16 protein-coding genes and 1 tRNA gene are annotated in these 16,574 nt (G+C 64.9%); 6 read left to right on the plus strand and 11 right to left on the minus strand.

The features are described 5' to 3' along the window. Positions 1 to 67: 67 nt before the first annotated feature. Positions 68 to 144, plus strand: a tRNA-Arg gene (locus LB516_RS18950). A gap of 64 nt (positions 145 to 208) precedes the next feature. Here the strand turns inward: LB516_RS18950 and LB516_RS18955 are convergent. Next, positions 209 to 1,099 carry a LysR family transcriptional regulator gene (locus tag LB516_RS18955; RefSeq protein ID WP_224720177.1) on the minus strand — a complete coding sequence of 297 codons (891 nt, stop codon included), beginning with the start codon at positions 1,097 to 1,099 and terminating at the stop codon, positions 209 to 211. A gap of 103 nt (positions 1,100 to 1,202) precedes the next feature. Here LB516_RS18955 and LB516_RS18960 point away from each other — a divergent pair, with 103 nt between their 5' ends. Further along, complete coding sequence (locus LB516_RS18960) at positions 1,203 to 2,072, plus strand: SDR family oxidoreductase (RefSeq protein WP_224599241.1); 870 nt, start codon at positions 1,203 to 1,205, stop codon at positions 2,070 to 2,072. A gap of 59 nt (positions 2,073 to 2,131) precedes the next feature. On the opposite strand, the gene LB516_RS18965 is transcribed toward LB516_RS18960, so the two are convergent. The 9 genes from LB516_RS18965 to LB516_RS19005 form a co-directional block, all read right to left on the minus strand. Further along, positions 2,132 to 3,016: an MBL fold metallo-hydrolase gene (locus LB516_RS18965; protein ID WP_224720178.1), complete on the minus strand. Its 885-nt coding sequence runs from the start codon at positions 3,014 to 3,016 to the stop codon at positions 2,132 to 2,134. Between the two features lie 239 nt (positions 3,017 to 3,255). Further along, positions 3,256 to 3,726 carry a DUF2231 domain-containing protein gene (locus LB516_RS18970; protein WP_224720244.1) on the minus strand — a complete coding sequence of 157 codons (471 nt, stop codon included), beginning with the start codon at positions 3,724 to 3,726 and terminating at the stop codon, positions 3,256 to 3,258. A 267-nt stretch (positions 3,727 to 3,993) separates the two neighbouring features. Continuing rightward, positions 3,994 to 4,347: a cupin domain-containing protein gene (locus LB516_RS18975; protein WP_015315483.1), complete on the minus strand. Its 354-nt coding sequence runs from the start codon at positions 4,345 to 4,347 to the stop codon at positions 3,994 to 3,996. A 127-nt stretch (positions 4,348 to 4,474) separates the two neighbouring features. Next, positions 4,475 to 5,368: a sugar phosphate isomerase/epimerase family protein gene (locus tag LB516_RS18980; protein ID WP_224720179.1), complete on the minus strand. Its 894-nt coding sequence runs from the start codon at positions 5,366 to 5,368 to the stop codon at positions 4,475 to 4,477. A 133-nt stretch (positions 5,369 to 5,501) separates the two neighbouring features. Continuing rightward, positions 5,502 to 6,440: an ABC transporter substrate-binding protein gene (locus LB516_RS18985; RefSeq protein WP_015315481.1), complete on the minus strand. Its 939-nt coding sequence runs from the start codon at positions 6,438 to 6,440 to the stop codon at positions 5,502 to 5,504. 80 nt (positions 6,441 to 6,520) lie between these two features. After that, positions 6,521 to 7,519 carry an ABC transporter permease subunit gene (locus LB516_RS18990; RefSeq protein WP_140712807.1) on the minus strand — a complete coding sequence of 333 codons (999 nt, stop codon included), beginning with the start codon at positions 7,517 to 7,519 and terminating at the stop codon, positions 6,521 to 6,523. Further along, positions 7,516 to 9,060, minus strand: a complete 1,545-nt coding sequence (locus LB516_RS18995) for a sugar ABC transporter ATP-binding protein (RefSeq protein ID WP_140616788.1) — start codon at positions 9,058 to 9,060, stop codon at positions 7,516 to 7,518. Before LB516_RS18995 ends, LB516_RS18990 begins: the two co-directional genes overlap by 4 nt. Next, on the minus strand, positions 9,057 to 10,436 hold the full coding sequence (locus LB516_RS19000; RefSeq protein ID WP_224720180.1) for an FGGY-family carbohydrate kinase: 1,380 nt from the start codon (positions 10,434 to 10,436) through the stop codon (positions 9,057 to 9,059). Before LB516_RS19000 ends, LB516_RS18995 begins: the two co-directional genes overlap by 4 nt. Continuing rightward, positions 10,433 to 11,215: a DeoR/GlpR family DNA-binding transcription regulator gene (locus tag LB516_RS19005; RefSeq protein ID WP_224720181.1), complete on the minus strand. Its 783-nt coding sequence runs from the start codon at positions 11,213 to 11,215 to the stop codon at positions 10,433 to 10,435. The genes LB516_RS19000 and LB516_RS19005 overlap by 4 nt, the downstream gene beginning before the upstream one ends. Positions 11,216 to 11,394: 179 nt before the next feature. On the opposite strand from LB516_RS19005, the gene LB516_RS19010 reads away from it, so the two are divergent. From LB516_RS19010 to LB516_RS19020, 3 genes are read left to right on the plus strand one after another with little or no spacing between them, the layout of a single operon-like run. Next, positions 11,395 to 12,435: a class II aldolase/adducin family protein gene (locus LB516_RS19010; RefSeq protein WP_224720182.1), complete on the plus strand. Its 1,041-nt coding sequence runs from the start codon at positions 11,395 to 11,397 to the stop codon at positions 12,433 to 12,435. Between the two features lie 15 nt (positions 12,436 to 12,450). Next, positions 12,451 to 13,725, plus strand: a complete 1,275-nt coding sequence (locus LB516_RS19015; RefSeq protein ID WP_224526437.1) for an FGGY-family carbohydrate kinase — start codon at positions 12,451 to 12,453, stop codon at positions 13,723 to 13,725. Continuing rightward, positions 13,722 to 14,573 (plus strand): TIGR01459 family HAD-type hydrolase, encoded by an 852-nt coding sequence (locus LB516_RS19020; RefSeq protein ID WP_015315474.1) that lies wholly within the window; start codon positions 13,722 to 13,724, stop codon positions 14,571 to 14,573. The genes LB516_RS19015 and LB516_RS19020 overlap by 4 nt, the downstream gene beginning before the upstream one ends. Here the strand turns inward: LB516_RS19020 and LB516_RS19025 are convergent. Continuing rightward, positions 14,560 to 15,579 carry a sugar-binding transcriptional regulator gene (locus LB516_RS19025; RefSeq protein WP_051041246.1) on the minus strand — a complete coding sequence of 340 codons (1,020 nt, stop codon included), beginning with the start codon at positions 15,577 to 15,579 and terminating at the stop codon, positions 14,560 to 14,562. The genes LB516_RS19020 and LB516_RS19025 overlap by 14 nt on opposite strands. Before the next feature lie 172 nt (positions 15,580 to 15,751). On the opposite strand from LB516_RS19025, the gene LB516_RS19030 reads away from it, so the two are divergent. Further along, positions 15,752 to 16,552, plus strand: coding sequence for a hypothetical protein (locus tag LB516_RS19030; RefSeq protein ID WP_015315472.1), 801 nt, complete (start codon positions 15,752 to 15,754; stop codon positions 16,550 to 16,552). Positions 16,553 to 16,574 lie beyond the last annotated feature (22 nt).

A 16,574-nucleotide genomic window follows, 5' to 3' on the forward strand; every position in this document is an offset into this window, starting at 1 on the left:
CGGCCGAATTGCGTTCGGCCGGCCCTCTTGGCGAAACGATCCGAAGCGGCTATGTGTCGGGCCGCGTGGTCCCGTAGCTCAGTAGGATAGAGCGGCAGATTCCTAATCTGTAGGTCACAGGTTCGATTCCTGTCGGGATCACCATGCTTTCAATTTTACGATGGCTACGTGCAGTAAGCTGCCCGGTTGGCGACCCGCTTTCTACACGTCACTTGCCGACATAGGCGGCCAATTCATCGGGCGTCCCGATCGGGAATGCCTGCTTGAGGTAATCGAGGAACGCGGACACCCTAGCGCTTAGCAGCCGCCTGGACGGGTAGAGCGCCCACAAGGTGATGTCGCCTCCCTCGACATCACCCCAATGGATCAGCGAGCCGTCGGCTATGTCGTGACTGACAAGCGACACGGGGAGGCGGCCCGCACCGACCCCCGCTCGCACCGCACCCCGGACCATGATCAGCGATGACAGGGTCAGAACTGGCTGGATCGCGATAGTTGCCCGGCCAGTGGGCGTCTTCACGGCCCAGATCGGTCGATCGCCGGCCGTGCGCACGACCGCGGGAGCGGGGTGGTGTCCGGGCGGCCGCGCGAGGTCAGGGCTTGCCACGACCACCAGCCGATCGCGCAGGAAGACTCGTCCGACAAGGCTGTCATCCGGATCGGGATTGACCCTGATCACCAGATCAAATCCCTCCTCGATCATGTCGACGGAGCGGTCTTCCGTCGACACATCGAGCCTCACTTCCGGATACTTCAGCGCGAACCCGGCGGCGATCTTTCCCATCGCGGTCTGCGAAAAAACCAGTGGCGCGCTGATCCGCAACCTGCCTCGCGGCCTTTCACCTCCCGAGGAGATCGCTGCGGCTGTCTCGTCGAGTTCGGTAAGCAGCCGGCCCGCACGTTCGTACAGCGCGCGTCCTTCCTCCGTCAGCTTGAGCATGCGTGCGCCGCGTTCGAACAGGCGCAGACCAAGGCTGGCCTCAAGCTCCGCGACCCGACGCGACAGCGTCGCCTTAGGGCGAGCGGCAGCGCGGGCGGCACGCCCGAAGCCGCCGTGGCGCGCCACGATGACGAAATCAGCGAGAGCAAGCAGATCCATGTGTTCCACCAGTGATACGCTGCGTTCAAATATCACACCTATTGGCCCATGTGTGAACCACCCATATTGGGGTCGTCAAGCAACCCAACTCGGAGAAACAATCATGACTATCCTCGTTACCGGCGCCACTGGCCGTGTCGGCCGCCAAGTCGTCCAGCAGCTCGTCAAGCGCGGCGCCGATGTGCGCGTCCTCGTTCGTGACATCTCGAAGGCTGACTTTCCGGCCGTTGTAGAGGTCGTGCAAGGCGAACTGCTCGATATCGACTCGCTGCGCAAAGCGTTTGCTGGTGTCAACACACTGTTCCTGCTCAACGCGGTGTCGGGGGACGAATTCACCCAGGCGCTCATCACCCTGAACATTGCCCGCGAGTCGGGCGTCGAGCGGGTTGTCTACCTGTCGGTGATCCACAGCGATGGTTTCGTCAACGTGCCGCATTTCGCCGTGAAGTCCGGCGCGGAGCGGATGATCGAACAGATGGGCTTCAGCGCCACTATCCTGCGCCCGGCCTACTTCATCGACAATGAACTCATGATCAAGGATGTCATCTTCAACCATGGGATCTATCCGATGCCGATCGGAGCCAAGGGCATCGCCATGGTCGACGCCCGCGACATTGCCGAGGTCGCAGCCGTCGAGCTGGTCCGTCGTGACCAGGCCCCGGGCAAGCTGCCGATCGAAATCATCAATCTGGTCGGCCCCGATACGCTGACTGGCTCGGATGTAGCGGCGATCTGGTCGGATGTCCTGGGCCGCCCGATTGCCTATGGCGGCGATGATCCTACCGGGTTCGAGCAGAATCTGGCGAACATCATGCCCAAGTGGATGGCCTATGAAATGCGCCTGATGGCCGAGCGCTATGTCGCCGACGGCATGCTTCCTGGGGCCGGCGACGTCGAGCGTTTGACAGGGATCCTGGGCCGCCCGCTGCACTCCTATCGCAACTTCGCGAATGAGCTTGCAGCATCGGTCTGAGGCCAACCGCATTCGCACTCAGCCTCAAGCAGCTGGTAGTTCTATGGCTGGAATCAATCCTACTTGGGCTTGTTGCTCGGCGTCCATTTGAAGTGGTCGCCGTCTTTCTCGATCTGCCCAATACCGGGGAACGGAAAGTGCGGTGCGAAGATCATCTCGTGGTCCTTGGCCAGCGTGGCCAAGGTCTTGGCCCTGTTCTGCTCACCTTCCGGCTTGTCGCCGTCGAAGGCCACGGCCCAGTCCGGCTTGGCGAGCGAGATGATTGAGCTGTGCACCGTGTCGCCGATATCGAACAGCCGTTCTTTTCCGGACTTTATCTGATAGCCGACATGACCGGGTGTGTGTCCCTTGAGCGCCACCGAGGTGATGCCAGGCGCGACCTGGGCGCCGGCCTTGAACGGTTTCACATGGTCGGCGATGACCTTGACGATATCGGCCGCATCCTTGTTGGACTTGGCAAAATCCCACTCCACGTCAGACATCCTTATCGTGGCGTTGGGAAAAGCCAGTTTGTCGTCCTTGACCAGCCCTCCAATGTGGTCAGGATGAGAATGGGTGATCAATATCTCGCTGACGTCAGCGGGTTTGATGCTGGCCTTGGCTAGGCTGTCCTGCAGCGCGCCGCCGACACCCGTGTCGATCAACACGACGCTGGTCTTCGATTTGACCAGTAGGGCGTCGACGCTCAGCGTGATGGTATCGGTCGGCGCTCCCGCCGCCTTGAGCAGCTCGCCGACTTCCGCGGGGCTGTGATCGAGGCCGAAGGTCTTGCCGTCGTTGGGCTTGACGAACTGGGCGTCGTGCAGGGCGACGATGTCGAGTGTGCCAAGTTTGAATGACTTGGCATCCGGCTGCTGCGCCGGCATCTGCGCCATTGCCAGCCCCTGATGGAGCAGCATCAAGGTCGTTGTGGCCAACAGCCTGGTGGAATTGAACCTTGTCATGCGGGTATCCTCTGGCTGCGGAGGCGCTACCGTACCGGAGGGCAGCTGGTGCGGCGGACAATTCCGGGGTCGGGCCGATCGCAAATGCGCTAGGGATATAGGTCTCGGGCGCGGTCCGGCAATGGCGACCCGTTGCCGATAGCCGCTGGGACGGCTCGGCAAGCTGGGCATGGCGCATAGCCCAGAGGGCCCTGTTCGTCCTCAAAAGCATTCCCGAGCACCGAAGAATAGGCCGCGCCTCAGTGTCGGCTTACTTCGCCGGGACCATCGGCGACGCCCACGCGATGACGGTAGACCATTTCCCAGCCCTTCCAGCCCGTGAACAGAAGAATGAGAACCACGATCAGCGAGAGGACCAGGCCGGTGGGTACCACCGCCGTCTCGCCATGGGCATAGCGAGAGTACCAGTTGTAGAGTTCGATCAGGACGACGAGCACATTGCCGCCGGCGTGGAGCCACGCGTCACGCAAATTGCGGATTTGAACATCGCCCAGGACATCGGTCAGCCCGGTAAGAGCTGCCAAGGCGGCCATTATCAGGCCAGCCCCAAGCAGCCAGAGACTGGCGCTCACCCATCCCGGATTGCCTGTTCGCCAGAAGATCAGGTCGCAAACGAAGGTGGCGACGAAGAAAGCGATCGGGAAAGGGATCAGCATGGGATGGATCGGGTGGCCGGCAATGCTTGCCGTGCTTTGCGGGTTGCGGGGCATGGTAATGCCTCCAAAGGCAGTCGCGCGCGACTGCGGTGCATCTCTGAAAGACAGTGTGAAATAAAACGCCGGCTGCAGCTGAATGTTCCACGACCCGAAGCGGCAGAGCTCCGAAGCGGAGAGGCGCGCGGGAACAAACCGGTCAGGTGGCGGAGCTGGTTGAGTGAAGTCGTGGGCGCATAGCTTGCCGTAATAGGCGCAAAGCAATCCGTACTTACCCGCCATGGCTAATCATGGCGGGCTTGCTTCGGCTGTGATCGGGCCGGCTCAGCCGACCCGCACGACAAAATGCTTGGTCACCGGCTCGATGATCTTCCAGGTGCCCTTGAAATCGGCTTCCACCACGAAGGCGTCGCCGGGGCCGACCTCGACCGGCGTGCCGCCGTCGGGCGTGATGATGATGCGGCCGGCGATCATGTGCACGAACTCATAATCGGTGTAGGTCGCATGATAGGTGCCGGGCGACGCACGCCAGGTTCCCGATATCACCTTGCCATCCGAAGTCGTGTGCTGGACGGCGGTCTGCATGGTCGGTTGGCCCTCGACCGCGATCCAGCCAGGCAGATCGCCAGCTTCCGCGTGCTCGACCGCGCCGAATTTCAGGATGGTCTTGTTCGTCATGCCGGGCTCCGTTTGCTTCATGTGTGCTGCGGGTCGGATAGCCGATGCACATGACGGGGGCAATGCCGTGCCATGCGAAACAGGCGCCGCCGCGCATTTCGGGCTGACCGGCGCGGAGCTGGAGTGGTTATGGCTTGTGCCGTGCCGAGACCAGCTCTGCCTTGCGTTGCGCCGTCTCCAGCCCGAGGCCGATGAAGGCGCGCGCGTGCTTGGCGAGCGCCATGTTGTCGGTCCACAGATTGCGCCAGATCGCCGTCTTCTTCGACAGGTTCTCGTCGACAATCTCCGAGGAGAAGGATTCGAAGCTGAGATCGTCGGCATAGCCGATTGCGGTCAGCGCATCGAAAATCCCTGCGAAATCGATGTTGCCGGTGCCGAGGAAGCCGCGATGGCTTTCGCCGATATGGACATAGCCGATCTTGGCCGCGGCGTGGCGGATGGCGAGCCCGACATCGGCTTCCTCGATGTTCATGTGGAACGTGTCGAGATGCAGGAAGATGTTGTCCGACCCGGTGTCCTCGATGAAGGCCAACCCTTGCGCGGCGGTGTTGAGCAGGTTGCTTTCGAAGCGGTTGACGATTTCGAGGTTGAGCGTGACGCCGGCTGCCTTCGCCGTCTCGGCGACCTTTGCCAGCGTTGCCGCGCTGCGGTTCCATTGATCGCGTGTCGGTGCCTCGATCTGCAAGCCATGGCTGGTCGAAAGAATGCCGGCGACCTTGCTGCCGCCAAGGTCGCGCGTCAGCGCGACGGTGTCGTTGAGGATCCCGACGCCGCGCGCGGCGACCGCCTTGTCGGCGCTCGAAATATCGCCATCGGCCGGCAGGCCGATGCTGATCGCCACGCCGAGGCCGAGGTCGGCGATGCGCTTGGCAAGCCCGCCGATATCGACATTGGCGGGGTCGAGATAGGAGAATTCGATCAGGTCGAAACCGGCCTCCCTGGTATTGGCCAGCGTGCGTTCGAGCTCGTTCTGCGCCGAGCTTGCCGACCAGACGAAGGAATGGATTCCGATGCGCGACATGATCGTCTCCGGTTAAAGCAATTCCACGAAAAGCGTGTGGCGGTTTTCCGTCCGGAATTGCGTAAAACAAAGAGTTAAGCGGGGAGGAGAATGGTGCGGCCGGATCGCTCCGGCCCCACCGGCCTTGGGAGGCTTAGCGGGCTGCGGTCCAGCCCTTGTAGTCCTTCAGGTTCTCGGCCGTGATCAGCTTCGGGTCGAGCAGTACGGTGGCCTCGGCCGGCTTCTTGCCGGCGAGCAGGTCGGCCGCCATGGTGAGCGACTGGCCGGCCATCACATAGGGATCCTGCGAGGCCGAGGCCTTGATCATCGATTTGCCGGAAGAAAGTTCCTTCTCGATATCCGGCGCGCCGTCGACCGCGGTGAAGATGAACTCCGAACGGTTGAGCTGCTTGGCGGCGAGCTCCGCGCCGATCGCCGTCGGATCGTTGATGGCGAACACCGCGTCGATCTTGTCGAAACGGGTGAGCAGCGACTGGAACACTTTCAAGCCGCCGTCGCGGGAGCCTTCGGCGTTCTGGTCGTCCGACAGGATCTTGATGTCGGGATGCTGGGCAAGCACGTTCTTGCAGCCTTTCACCCGTTCCAGGATCGACGACGATGCCGGCCCGTTGAGGATGACGTAGTCGCCCTTGCCGCCGGTGTGGTCGACCAGATATTGGCAGGCTTCCTCGCCGGCCTTGACGTTGTTGGTCATCACCGTGACGTCGGCACCGGGCGCTGAAACGTCGAAGGCCGCGACAATGATGCCGGCGGCCTGCGCCTTCTTCACCGCCGGAGCGATCGCCTTGGCATCGACCGCGTTCAGCATGATCACGTCGACGCCGGCGGCTATGAAGGAATCGACCTGCGAGACCTGCTTGTTGAGGTCGTAGTCGGCCGATACCGACGTCACCTCGACCTTCGGATTGATCTTCCTGGCCGCGTCCTCGATGCCCTTGATGGTGGCGACGAAGAAGGGGTTGCCGAGCAGGCCGACCGAGATGCCGACCTTGTTGAGGTCCTTGGCCGATGCCGGCGCGATGGCGACGGCCGCAAGGGCGGCGCCGCAGAGCAGTTTGGCGATGGTCTTCATTACGCTTACTTCCTCCTGATGCCCCGCGCCTCTCACGGTGCGTTACACAAGCCGGTCGTTGATGCCGGCGACTAGGTCACTCACGTTCTTGCCCCTGCCTGGAGCCGGTAGCGGTCGAGGGCGACCGCCACGATGATGACCAATCCCTTGATGATGTACTGCCAGATGTCAGAGACACCGGCCAAGATGAGGCCGTTGGAGAGCACCGCGATGATCAGGCCGCCGATCAGCGTGCCCCAGATCGAGCCGACGCCGCCGACGAAACTGGTGCCGCCGAGAATGACGGCGGCGATGGCGTCGAGTTCGTAGCTTTGCCCGAGCTGCAGGCCGTTGGCGGCGTAGAGCCTTGCCGCCGACATGGCGCCGCCAAGGCCGGCCAGCAGGCCGGAAACGCCATAGACGAAGAGCAGCACCAGCGGCACCTTGATGCCGGTCAGTCGAGCTGCCTCGGCGTTGCCGCCGACGGCATAAATCCAGGTGCCGAGCACCGTCCGCTTCAGCACCAGCCAGGACAGCACCACCACCGACAGGGCAATGACGACGAGCCAGGGAATGCCGAGTACCGAGCCGTTGCCGATGAAGTCGAACGGCAGGTCGGAGTTGAACACCGTCGTGTCCTGCCCGAGCAGGCGGGCAATGCCGCGCACGGCTGTCAGCGAACCCAGCGTGACGATGAACGGCGGAAGCCTGATATAGGCGATGAGCAGCCCGTTGATGAGCCCGAAGCCGAGCCCCGCCAGAATGGCCGCCGGCACGCCGAGCAGGCCCCAGTCCGGCACCAGCGACACCAGCACCGCCACCATCGCGGCCGCTGCGAGGATAGAGCCGACCGACAGGTCGATGCCGCCGGTCAGGATGACGAATGTCATGCCGGCGGCAAGCACGATGTTGATCGACGATTGCTGCGTGACGATGAGCAGGTTGGTGCCGGTGAGGAAGCGCGGGTTGATGAACTGGAAGCCGGCCGCCAGCAGCACCAGCACGGGCAGCATGCCAAGGGCGGCAAGCGTGGTGCGCAGCCGCCGGCTCCTGACCGCCGCCTGATCCGCACTCTTCGTCGCGGTCGTCCTGTCTGTCATCGCTGAGACGCTCCCGTCGCAAGTTCCATGATCGCTTCCTGACGAAGCGGCTCGCCTTCGGATGCCGTCACCTCGCCTGATATGGCGCCGTCGCGCATCACCAGCACGCGGTCGGCGACGCCGATCACCTCGGGCAATTCGCTTGATATCATCAGGATGGCGATGCCCCGGTTGGCGAGATTGTCGATCAGCCGATAGATTTCCGACTTGGCCCCGACATCGACGCCGCGGGTCGGCTCGTCGAGGATGACGACCTTCGGCTCGGTCTCCAGAAGGCGCGCGAGCAGCACCTTCTGCTGGTTGCCGCCCGACAGCGAGCCGGCATTGGCCTGCGCCGAGTTGGTGCGGATCGACAGGTCGGCGATGGCCTTTGCCGCACGCCTGTCGGCGGCCGTGAAATCGCGAAGGCCGCCGGCTCGCGCGTCCCTGACAAGTACGCCCATGCTGATGTTGTCCGAAATGGACATATCGAGGAACAGGCCGAGTTCCTTGCGGTCCTCGGTGAGGTAAGCGATGCCGGCATCGAGCGCCTCGCGCGGCGAGCCGATGGTTATGGGCTTGCCATCGAGCTCCATCGTGCCGGCGCTGCGTTTGTCGGCGCCGAAGATCAGCCGGGCAAGCTCCGTGCGGCCCGAGCCGACGAGGCCGGCCAATGCCAGCACCTCGCCGTGATGAAGATCGAACGAACAGTTCTTCAGCAGATGCGCGTCGGACATGCCGCGCACCGAGAGCGCGATGGCGCGTTTTCCGTCTGGAGGGCGATGATCCTTCTTGTAGAAGGCGGAAAGATCGCGGCCGACCATCATCGACACCAGGCGCGAGGCATTGAGGTCGGCGCGCTCGAGCGTACCGACATAGCCGCTGTCGCGCAGCACGCTGACGCGGTCGGCAAGTTGGTAGACCTCTTCCATGCGATGGCTGATGTAGATGATGGCGATGCCTTGCGCCTTCAGCGTCGCGATCACCTCGAAAAGGCGGTCGGTCTCGCGCGAGGTCAGCGATGTGGTCGGCTCGTCCATGACGATGATGCGCGCATTGGTCGACAGCGCCCGTGCGATCTCGACCAGTTGGCGCTCGCCGAGCGACAGGCCGGAGACCAGCGCACGCGCCGAGAACGAGACACCCAGCCGATCGACGATCTCTGCGGCGCGCCGGTTGCACTGGTCGCGGTCGACGATGCCGAAGCGGCGCGGTTCGTTGCCGAGGAAGATGTTCTGCGCCACCGTCAGGTTCGGCGCCAGCGACAGCTCCTGGTAGATCACCGCGATGCCGGCGGCACGCGCCTTGATCGGATCGCCGGTCGCGGCGGGCGCGCCATCGATCAGGATCTCGCCGCCGGGATCCGGCCGATAGGCGCCGGACAGCACCTTCATCAGCGTCGACTTGCCGGCGCCGTTCTCGCCCATCAGCGCATGCAGTTCGCCGGCGTGGACGCTGAGCGAGACGTCCTGCAGGGCACGGATCGCGCCGAAGGTCTTCGAGATGTGGCGCATCTCCAGCACCGGCTGGCGCGCCGCTAGCGTCCGCACCGCCGCGCTCATCGTGCACCACCCGCCGCCTTGGCGGCGGCACCATGCCCGGCAATGAGATCGCGCCAGGCGTCGCGATAGCCGGCAAGCCCGCCGAATCGTGTCGCCTGCACCGGCTCCGGCGGCTCGGCGGCGAAGTCGCGCCCCACGCTCTCGAAGGCGAGCGCGGCGGCACCCGTGGCGCTGCCTTCGAGCGAAGCACCTTGCAGGAAACCCTGGCCGGGACGCAGCTGCGCCAGCAGCCCGGCGAGCAAGCCGCCAGTGTTCAGCCCGCCATCGACGATGACAGTATTGTTGGAATGGATGAGGTCGAGGCAGAGATCGATCATCAGCGCCACATAGAGCAGCGCCACGGCAGCGCGTTCACCGGCATCGGGCGTGCGCCCGGCCAACCGGCCGGGGCGATCCGGCATCGGCCCGCCCGCCGCGAAGCTCGGCAGCGCCATGAGGCCGGCATCGATCGCCTGTTGGATCGAGCGATGCGGGATCGGGCCTTGCCAGCCGTCGCTGATGGCGGCGAATTCACGCCCGCCCATGAAGCGAATGGTCGGCACTGGGCCGCCGTCGACATCGACATTGACCAGCATGTCGCGCTCACGGTCGAGCGCTTCGAGCGGACAGTCGGGGTTGAGCACGACGACCCAGGTGCCGGTCGACACGACAGTCAGCGGGCCGAACTCCTGGCGGCGATAGGCATGCAGCGCCGCATTGGAGTCGTGAACGCCGTTGTGGATGGTGACCGGGCGCCCGGCACCACCGAAGCGCTGCTCGCCGATGACGGCGCCGGCACGTTCGAAAGCCGGCATCTGGCCACGCCAGCCCTCGGCGTCGACCAGCGAGGAGAAATCACGTTTGCGCGGGGCCCACAAATGCGAATGGCAGCCGAGATAGGAGACCTCGCAGACCGGCCGGCCGCCAAGGCGCCAGCTCCAGTATTGGGGATAGCCGAGGATCCATTTCGCCGCCGCGAACGCGTCGGGATCGACTTCCTGCAGCCATAGCATGTGACGGCCATAGTTGAAGCCGAGCGGCAGGCGGGGAGAGAACGTCTCGCCGAAATCCGGGATGCGGCGGTCGATCCGCGCGGCAATTTCGGCCGGTGGCTCCTGTTCGTAGTCGAGGATCGGATGGGTCAGCGCCTTGTCGCCGACAAGAGCGAAGGTACAGCCATGGCCCGACACCATCACCCCTTCGACACCATGGTTTTCGACCGCGTCGGCGACGGCACCGAACGCCCAGTTATGGAGGGCGGCCTCGTCGAGCACGCTGAAGCCGCCTTGGCGCGCCCATTTCGGTTGCGTCCGGCGCTCATCGAGAATGCGTCCGTCCTTGCCGAAGACGAACAGCTTCGAATTGGTCTTGCCGAAGTCGAGCACCGCCACGTTCACGCGAGGGCTCCCGAGGTTGAAGCGATCCGCACCATGACGCCGGCGTCCTCCAGCATGCGCGCATCGGCATCGGAGAGCCCGTCATCGGTCACCAGCGTGCCGATGCGCGACAGCGGCAGCGCGACGTTGCGCGCGTGGATCGACAGCTTGCGGCTGTCGGCCAGCACCACGATCTGGTCGGCGCACAGGCTGAGCGCGACGATGGACCGCACCAGCAGCGGATGCGATTCCAGCAGCCCTTCCTGGTTGAGCCCCTGTGTGCCGAGAAAGAATTTCGAGGCATAGAAGGACGTCGCCTGGGTCGGCGAATGGATGATGCCGGGTTCACGGTGCAGGTCGCCGCCGGCAACCGTCAGGCTGCAATGGCCATGGTCGCTGAGATAGGCCGCGAGCGGCATCGAATTGGTGTAGAGCCGGATGTTGCGGTCGGCGAGCTTGACGCCGAGATGGAAGCAGGTCGAGCCGCCATGGACGATGACCGCGTCGCCATCGCGCACCATGGTCGCGGCGACCGCCGCGATCTGCCGTTTGGCCTCGACGGCAAGGTCGCGGTTCTCGTCATAGGGCCGGGCATAGGCGACGCCCGCATGCGAGGCGCCATCGAGCGCCGAAATGCCGCCATAGACCTTGCGGGCCTCACCGGCCTCGTCGATCCGGTCGATATCGCGCCTGACCGTCGCCGCCGAAACGCCGAGCCGCTCCTGCAACTCGCGCACGGAGGCAAACGGGCGATCCCGCAGCAATTCGACGATCTGACGCTGGCGGCCGAGGTCGCTCAACCTTTCCTCCCTGACGCCATTTCTATGGCAATTGGTGCAACTTACTCAACATTAGTTGGATTGCAAGCTGCTTTTGACGATAGTAGATCACTATTGACGCAGATCACTCACATCTGCGATACCAACGTCAACACCGGTCCCGACGACGGGATTTTGTGCAAGCGTTGGAGAAAAGGGCCATGGCAACCCAAGCTGATGCACAGGAACTGGCTGCCTTGCGGGCGCTTTCGGCCAGCATCGGGCTGAACCCGCATATGACGCAGGCGGCGGGCGGAAACACCTCGCTGAAGGCCGGCGACACGCTGTGGATCAAGGCTTCGGGCACCTGGCTGAAGGACGCGCTCAGCGACGACATCATGGTGCCGGTGGCGATGGCGCCGTTGCTGGAGGCCGTCGACCGGCGCGACCCGGCCGCCGACAAGCCACAGGCTTTCGCCATCGAAGACCTCAATCCGCGTGGCCTGCGTCCGTCGATCGAGACCACGGTGCATGCCTTGATGCCGCAACGCGTGGTTCTGCACGTCCACTGCGTCGACACGATTTCGCTGGCCGTGCAAGCCGATGGCGAGGCCGAGGTCGCCAAGCGGCTGGGCGGCATCGAATGGGCCTGGGTGCCCTATTTCCGGCCGGGCTTGCCGCTCGCCCGTGGCATTGCCGAGAGATTGCGACCCGGCGTCGACGTACTGATCCTTGGCAATCACGGACTGGTGGTCGCCGCGGAAACCGTCCCCGACGCACAGGCCTTGCTGCACCGCGTCCGGTCGCTGCTGGCGCGGCCGGCGCGCGCGACCGCCGCACCCGACATCGCCGCCCTGACGACGCTAGCCGGCGACTACCGGTTACCGGCGGGTATCGAAGCGCATGCTGTCGCGATCGATGCGGAAAGCCTGCACATGGCCGAGGCCGGCAGCCTCTATCCGGACCATGTCATATTCCTTGGCCAGGGCTCGGTCGTGGCGAGGCCGGGCGAGGACGTGGCCGGCGTCGTCGCGCGGCTCGGCGCGGCGCCCGCGGCCATCCTGTTTCCCGGCGCCGGCGTGCTGATGCGCGGCGACGCCAGCGCCGGTGCCGACGCCATGCAGCGTTGCCTGGCCGACGTGACCGCGCGCGTCGATGGCAAGGCGCGGCTGAACTATCTCACGGCCGCCGAGAATGACGAACTGGTCAACTGGGACGCCGAGCAGTATCGCCAGAAGCTCAACGCCGCCGGCACGGCCTGACAAGGAACGGACGACATGACGCCACTTGTCGTCGGCATCGACATCGGCACCTCCGGCGCCCGCGCGGTCGCCATGCGCCGGGATTTTTCCATTGCCGCCCAATCTGCCGTGCCTCTCGACAGGTTCGGCCCGAACCCCCGCGATCCCCGCACATGGTGGCAAGCGGTCCAGGCGGCGCTGGCCGGGCTGCTTTCAAGCATAGACCGTGCCACGGTCCGCGCCATCGCCGTCGACGGCACATCGGGCACGCTGCTGCCGGTCGACACTGATGGGCGGCCCCTGGCCGAGCCGCTGATGTACAACGACAAGGTCGATGACGGAGACATCCTGGCCATCGTCGCCCGCGAGGCGCCGGAAACGAGCGCCGCCCACGGGCCGACTTCAGGCCTCGCCAAGGCGCTCCGATTCCAGCGTCTGCCCGGCATGGCGGCCGTGCTCCACCAGGCCGACTGGATCGCCGGCAACCTGTCCGGACGCTTCGACGTCAGCGACGAGAACAATGCGCTCAAGACCGGCTATGACGTCGAGGCCCGCCGCTGGCCGGATTGGATCGCGGCCACCGGCATGCGCATGAATTTACTGCCTGATGTCGTCGAGCCGGGCGAGGTCAGCGGCACGCTTACCACGGCCGCCGCCGCGCTTTTCGGCCTGCCGCGCGATGTGGTTGTGGTTGCCGGCACCACGGACGGCTGCGCCTCATTCCTGGCGACGGGCGCTGCGGCAGCCGGCGACGGCGTCACCGCATTGGGTTCCTCGCTGACCATCAAGATCCTGTCCGACCGGCCGATCTCGGCGCCGCGCTTCGGCATCTACAGCCATCGTCTTGGCGACACCTGGCTGGCCGGCGGCGCATCGAATTCCGGTGGCAAGGTGCTGGCGCGGCATTTTCCGCTCGCGCGGATCATCGAGCTCAGTGCCATGATCGACCCCGCAACTGAGACCGGCCTCGACTATTATCCACTCGCCACATCGGGCGAACGCTTCCCGATCGCCGATCCGGCGCTCCCCCCGCGCCTCGTCCCGCGCCCGGCGGATGATGCCGACTATCTCAAGGCGATGTTCGAAGGCATGGCCGCGATCGAAGCGCTCGGCTATCGCCGGCTTGGCGAGCTCGGCGCGCCGGCGCTGACTTCGGTGCGCAGCGTCGGCGGCGGCGCGGCAAATCCGGCGTGGAGCGCGATCCGGCAGCGTAAGCTCGGCGTTGCGTTCTTGCCGGCTTTGTCGGACGAGGCCGCTGCCGGAGCGGCGCGCCTGGCGTTGAAGGGTGCGAACGAGGCGGGGCTGCTATGAGCGGGAAACTGGCTGAACGCCTCGACGGCATCGGACCGCTGGAGGAGCGCTACCAGGTCTTCCTGGTCGACCAGTTCGGCGTGCTGCATGACGGGTCGGCCCCCTATCCCGGTGCGGTGGTGGCCTTGGCGGCACTGAAGCGCGCCGGAAAGACCGTGGTGCTGGTCTCCAACTCCGGCAGGCGCGCCAAGCCCAACGAAGACCGTTTGCTGAGGCTCGGCTTCGAGCCCGGAAGCTGGGATCATTTCGTTTCCTCCGGCGAGGTGGCGTGGCGATCCTTCCACGAAATGGCGGCGACCGGAGCGTTGCGCCCCGGCACGAACTGCCTGTTGATCAGCCGCGATAATGACCGCACAGCGATCGAGGGCCTGCCTTTTGTATTGACCGGAACCGGCGATACCGCCAACCTGGTACTGATCGCGGCCAGCGAGGGCGACCGCTACGACCTCGAGCATTATCGCCGCTTGCTGGCCCCGGCGGCGGCGCGAAAAGTGCCATGCTTCTGCACCAATCCCGACAAGATCATGCTGACGGCGGTCGGGCCCCGCTTCGGCGCCGGCGAGATCGCCGATCTTTACGAGAGCCTGGGCGGCAGCGTCACCCGCATCGGCAAGCCCGGCCCGGCGATCTTCGAAGCGGCGCTCGCGCTCGCCGGCGAACCAAAGCGCGGCAGCGTGGTCTGCGTCGGCGACAGCGTCGAACACGATATTGCAGGCGGCAATGGCGTCGGCATCGCGACGGCACTGGTGATGGGTGGGATATTGGCCGACACGCCTGACCTCGCCGCTGTCTTCGATGAGCATAAGGCCTGGCCGGACTATACGATGGGGTCCTTCAGCTTTCGCTGACCGCCGCCAGAATCCGCCTTGCACTCTCCTCGTCGGTGATCAGGATTGTGGGCGCAATCAGGTTCATTGCGCCGAGCAGGGCGTCGGTCTTCTCCGCGCCGCCGGAGGTCAGAATGCGGATTGGCGCCTTGCGCAGCCGGTCGACATCCACCGACATCACATGGTTGTTGACGGGATGATCGACCAGATCGCCATTGCGGTCGTAGAAGTGGAACAGGAGGTCCCCGACGGCGCCGCGCGCCAGCAGCGCCTCCCGGTCCGCTTCCCTGAGGAAGCCGCCGCGCGAGAAGGTGGTGGCCGAAGCGATCCCGCCGACACTCAGCAGAACGGCGTCGAGCGCGTCGGCCATTTCAAAAACCTCCTGCAGGCCGCAGCGTTCGATCAGCGCGATCTTGGTCTCGACGCTGTCGACGACGGCTGGCGTCGGCATCAGATAGCCGTCGCCCTGGAAGATCTGGGCGAAGCGCCAGGCGAACTCGGCCGGGTTGACCCGGCGCGCGACGCCGACGCCGCCAAGCAGCGAGATCACCTTGAAATCGGTCAGCGATTTGGCGCTGATGAACGGCAAGGTGTGGAACAGCGTATTGCCCCAGCCGACACCGACCTGCATGCCGGATTTCATAGCGTCGGACAGGAACATGCCGGTCTTGGCGGCTATTGCCGGGATCGGATCGGCACTGGCCGCCGTCAGCGGCGCCACCAGCGCCTGCTGGAGGCCGAAGGTCTTTTCCAGCGCGCGCTCCAGCCGCACGATCTCTAGAAGCTCGCTCTCGATGGTGATCTTGACCTCGTTGCGCGACCGCGCCTCCGCCAGCATGCGCACGATGGTGACGCGGCCGACGCCGAGCACATCGGCGATCTCGTTCTGCGTCATCTGCTCGACGAAATACATCCAGGCGGCGCGGATCCTGAGGCGGTCCGTGCGGCTCTCGCTGACGATCTGCTCGGTCGCTTCCGCTCCTGCCCGCCTTTCGTCGGTCCGCCTTTCCTCGGGCCGTCTTTCCACGATTTGTCGTCCCCTGGCCAATCATCCCTCCCCCGCGGCGGACGAGTGCGCCGTCGCCGATTCTGCATGCTGGTCTAGTATCGCCTATTGATCTACCAATCGATAGGAACAATGTAGAGTCGGTGGTGCCCGTCGCAGGTGGCGCCGCACGGCACATTCGAGGCTAACCGCGATGCTCCGACAAATCTCCGAAGATGTCCGCGTCAACCTCAAGGACCGGCTGCGGGAAGTCCGCGACATCATCCGCCAGAGCCGCCATGACGGCGCCAGCGAGGCCAGCCTGCTGCGCGAAGCAACCAGCCATCTGCCGCCATTTCCGGGCAAAGGCATCGAAGGCCTGCTCAGCCACGCCGCGAGTGCCGTCGACGAAGCGCTGTCGATCGCCGAATCCTTCGTCCCGCACGAGCGCCCGATAAGAGTGGATGGAACGACCGTAAAAGGCCTCGCCACCTATTTCCCGGCCGGTGACGAAGACCAGCAATTGAGCGCCGAGCGCCTGTTCCGGCGCGACATGTACTATCTGACCAAGGCAGTGCTTGCCGGGCTGAAGATCGACCACGCCCGTATCCATGAAGCCGGGTTCGCCGCCGTCCACGCGGCCATGCGCAAGCGCCATGGCGAATTGTTGGCTGCGCTGGCCGCGCCGGGTGCCGGACTGCAGGCCATCGCGGCCATCTGCGCGGCACTGCTGGTCGAGTTGCTCAACCAGCGTCCGGTCCGCTTTGGCGAAGCCGCGCCGGAAACGAGCGCTGCCGGCGGCCAGGCGCTCGACGTAAGCTGCCTGGCGCCGGTCGTCCTGGCCTGCGGCCTGGCGACCACCGGTCGTGACGGCGCGCCGGAGCCCGACATGCTGGAAATCGCGATTCTGGCGGCCGACATACGTCATGAGCGCATTGCCCAGGCCTGCGCCAAGGCGAGCCCGGTCGACGAATTGGCACCTGTGTTCGCCACCTTGCTTGCGCATCTGCCGTAAGCTCCAGCGGCGGTTGCGGGAA

Source organism: Mesorhizobium sp. CO1-1-7, from assembly GCF_020164885.1.
Taxonomy (GTDB): Bacteria; Pseudomonadota; Alphaproteobacteria; order Rhizobiales; family Rhizobiaceae; genus Mesorhizobium; species Mesorhizobium australicum.

Bases quoted from the DNA above. Each gene is read 5' to 3' on its own strand.
- LB516_RS18955 (WP_224720177.1), bottom strand. From the start codon at position 1,099: ATGGATCTGCTTGCTCTCGCTGATTTCGTCATCGTGGCGCGCCACGGC.
- LB516_RS18960 (WP_224599241.1), top strand. From the start codon at position 1,203: ATGACTATCCTCGTTACCGGCGCCACTGGCCGTGTCGGCCGCCAAGTC.
- LB516_RS18965 (WP_224720178.1), bottom strand. From the start codon at position 3,016: ATGACAAGGTTCAATTCCACCAGGCTGTTGGCCACAACGACCTTGATG.
- LB516_RS18970 (WP_224720244.1), bottom strand. From the start codon at position 3,726: ATGCCCCGCAACCCGCAAAGCACGGCAAGCATTGCCGGCCACCCGATC.
- LB516_RS18975 (WP_015315483.1), bottom strand. From the start codon at position 4,347: ATGACGAACAAGACCATCCTGAAATTCGGCGCGGTCGAGCACGCGGAA.
- LB516_RS18980 (WP_224720179.1), bottom strand. From the start codon at position 5,368: ATGTCGCGCATCGGAATCCATTCCTTCGTCTGGTCGGCAAGCTCGGCG.
- LB516_RS18985 (WP_015315481.1), bottom strand. From the start codon at position 6,440: ATGAAGACCATCGCCAAACTGCTCTGCGGCGCCGCCCTTGCGGCCGTC.
- LB516_RS18990 (WP_140712807.1), bottom strand. From the start codon at position 7,519: ATGACAGACAGGACGACCGCGACGAAGAGTGCGGATCAGGCGGCGGTC.
- LB516_RS18995 (WP_140616788.1), bottom strand. From the start codon at position 9,060: ATGAGCGCGGCGGTGCGGACGCTAGCGGCGCGCCAGCCGGTGCTGGAG.
- LB516_RS19010 (WP_224720182.1), top strand. From the start codon at position 11,395: ATGGCAACCCAAGCTGATGCACAGGAACTGGCTGCCTTGCGGGCGCTT.
- LB516_RS19015 (WP_224526437.1), top strand. From the start codon at position 12,451: ATGACGCCACTTGTCGTCGGCATCGACATCGGCACCTCCGGCGCCCGC.
- LB516_RS19020 (WP_015315474.1), top strand. From the start codon at position 13,722: ATGAGCGGGAAACTGGCTGAACGCCTCGACGGCATCGGACCGCTGGAG.
- LB516_RS19030 (WP_015315472.1), top strand. From the start codon at position 15,752: ATGCTCCGACAAATCTCCGAAGATGTCCGCGTCAACCTCAAGGACCGG.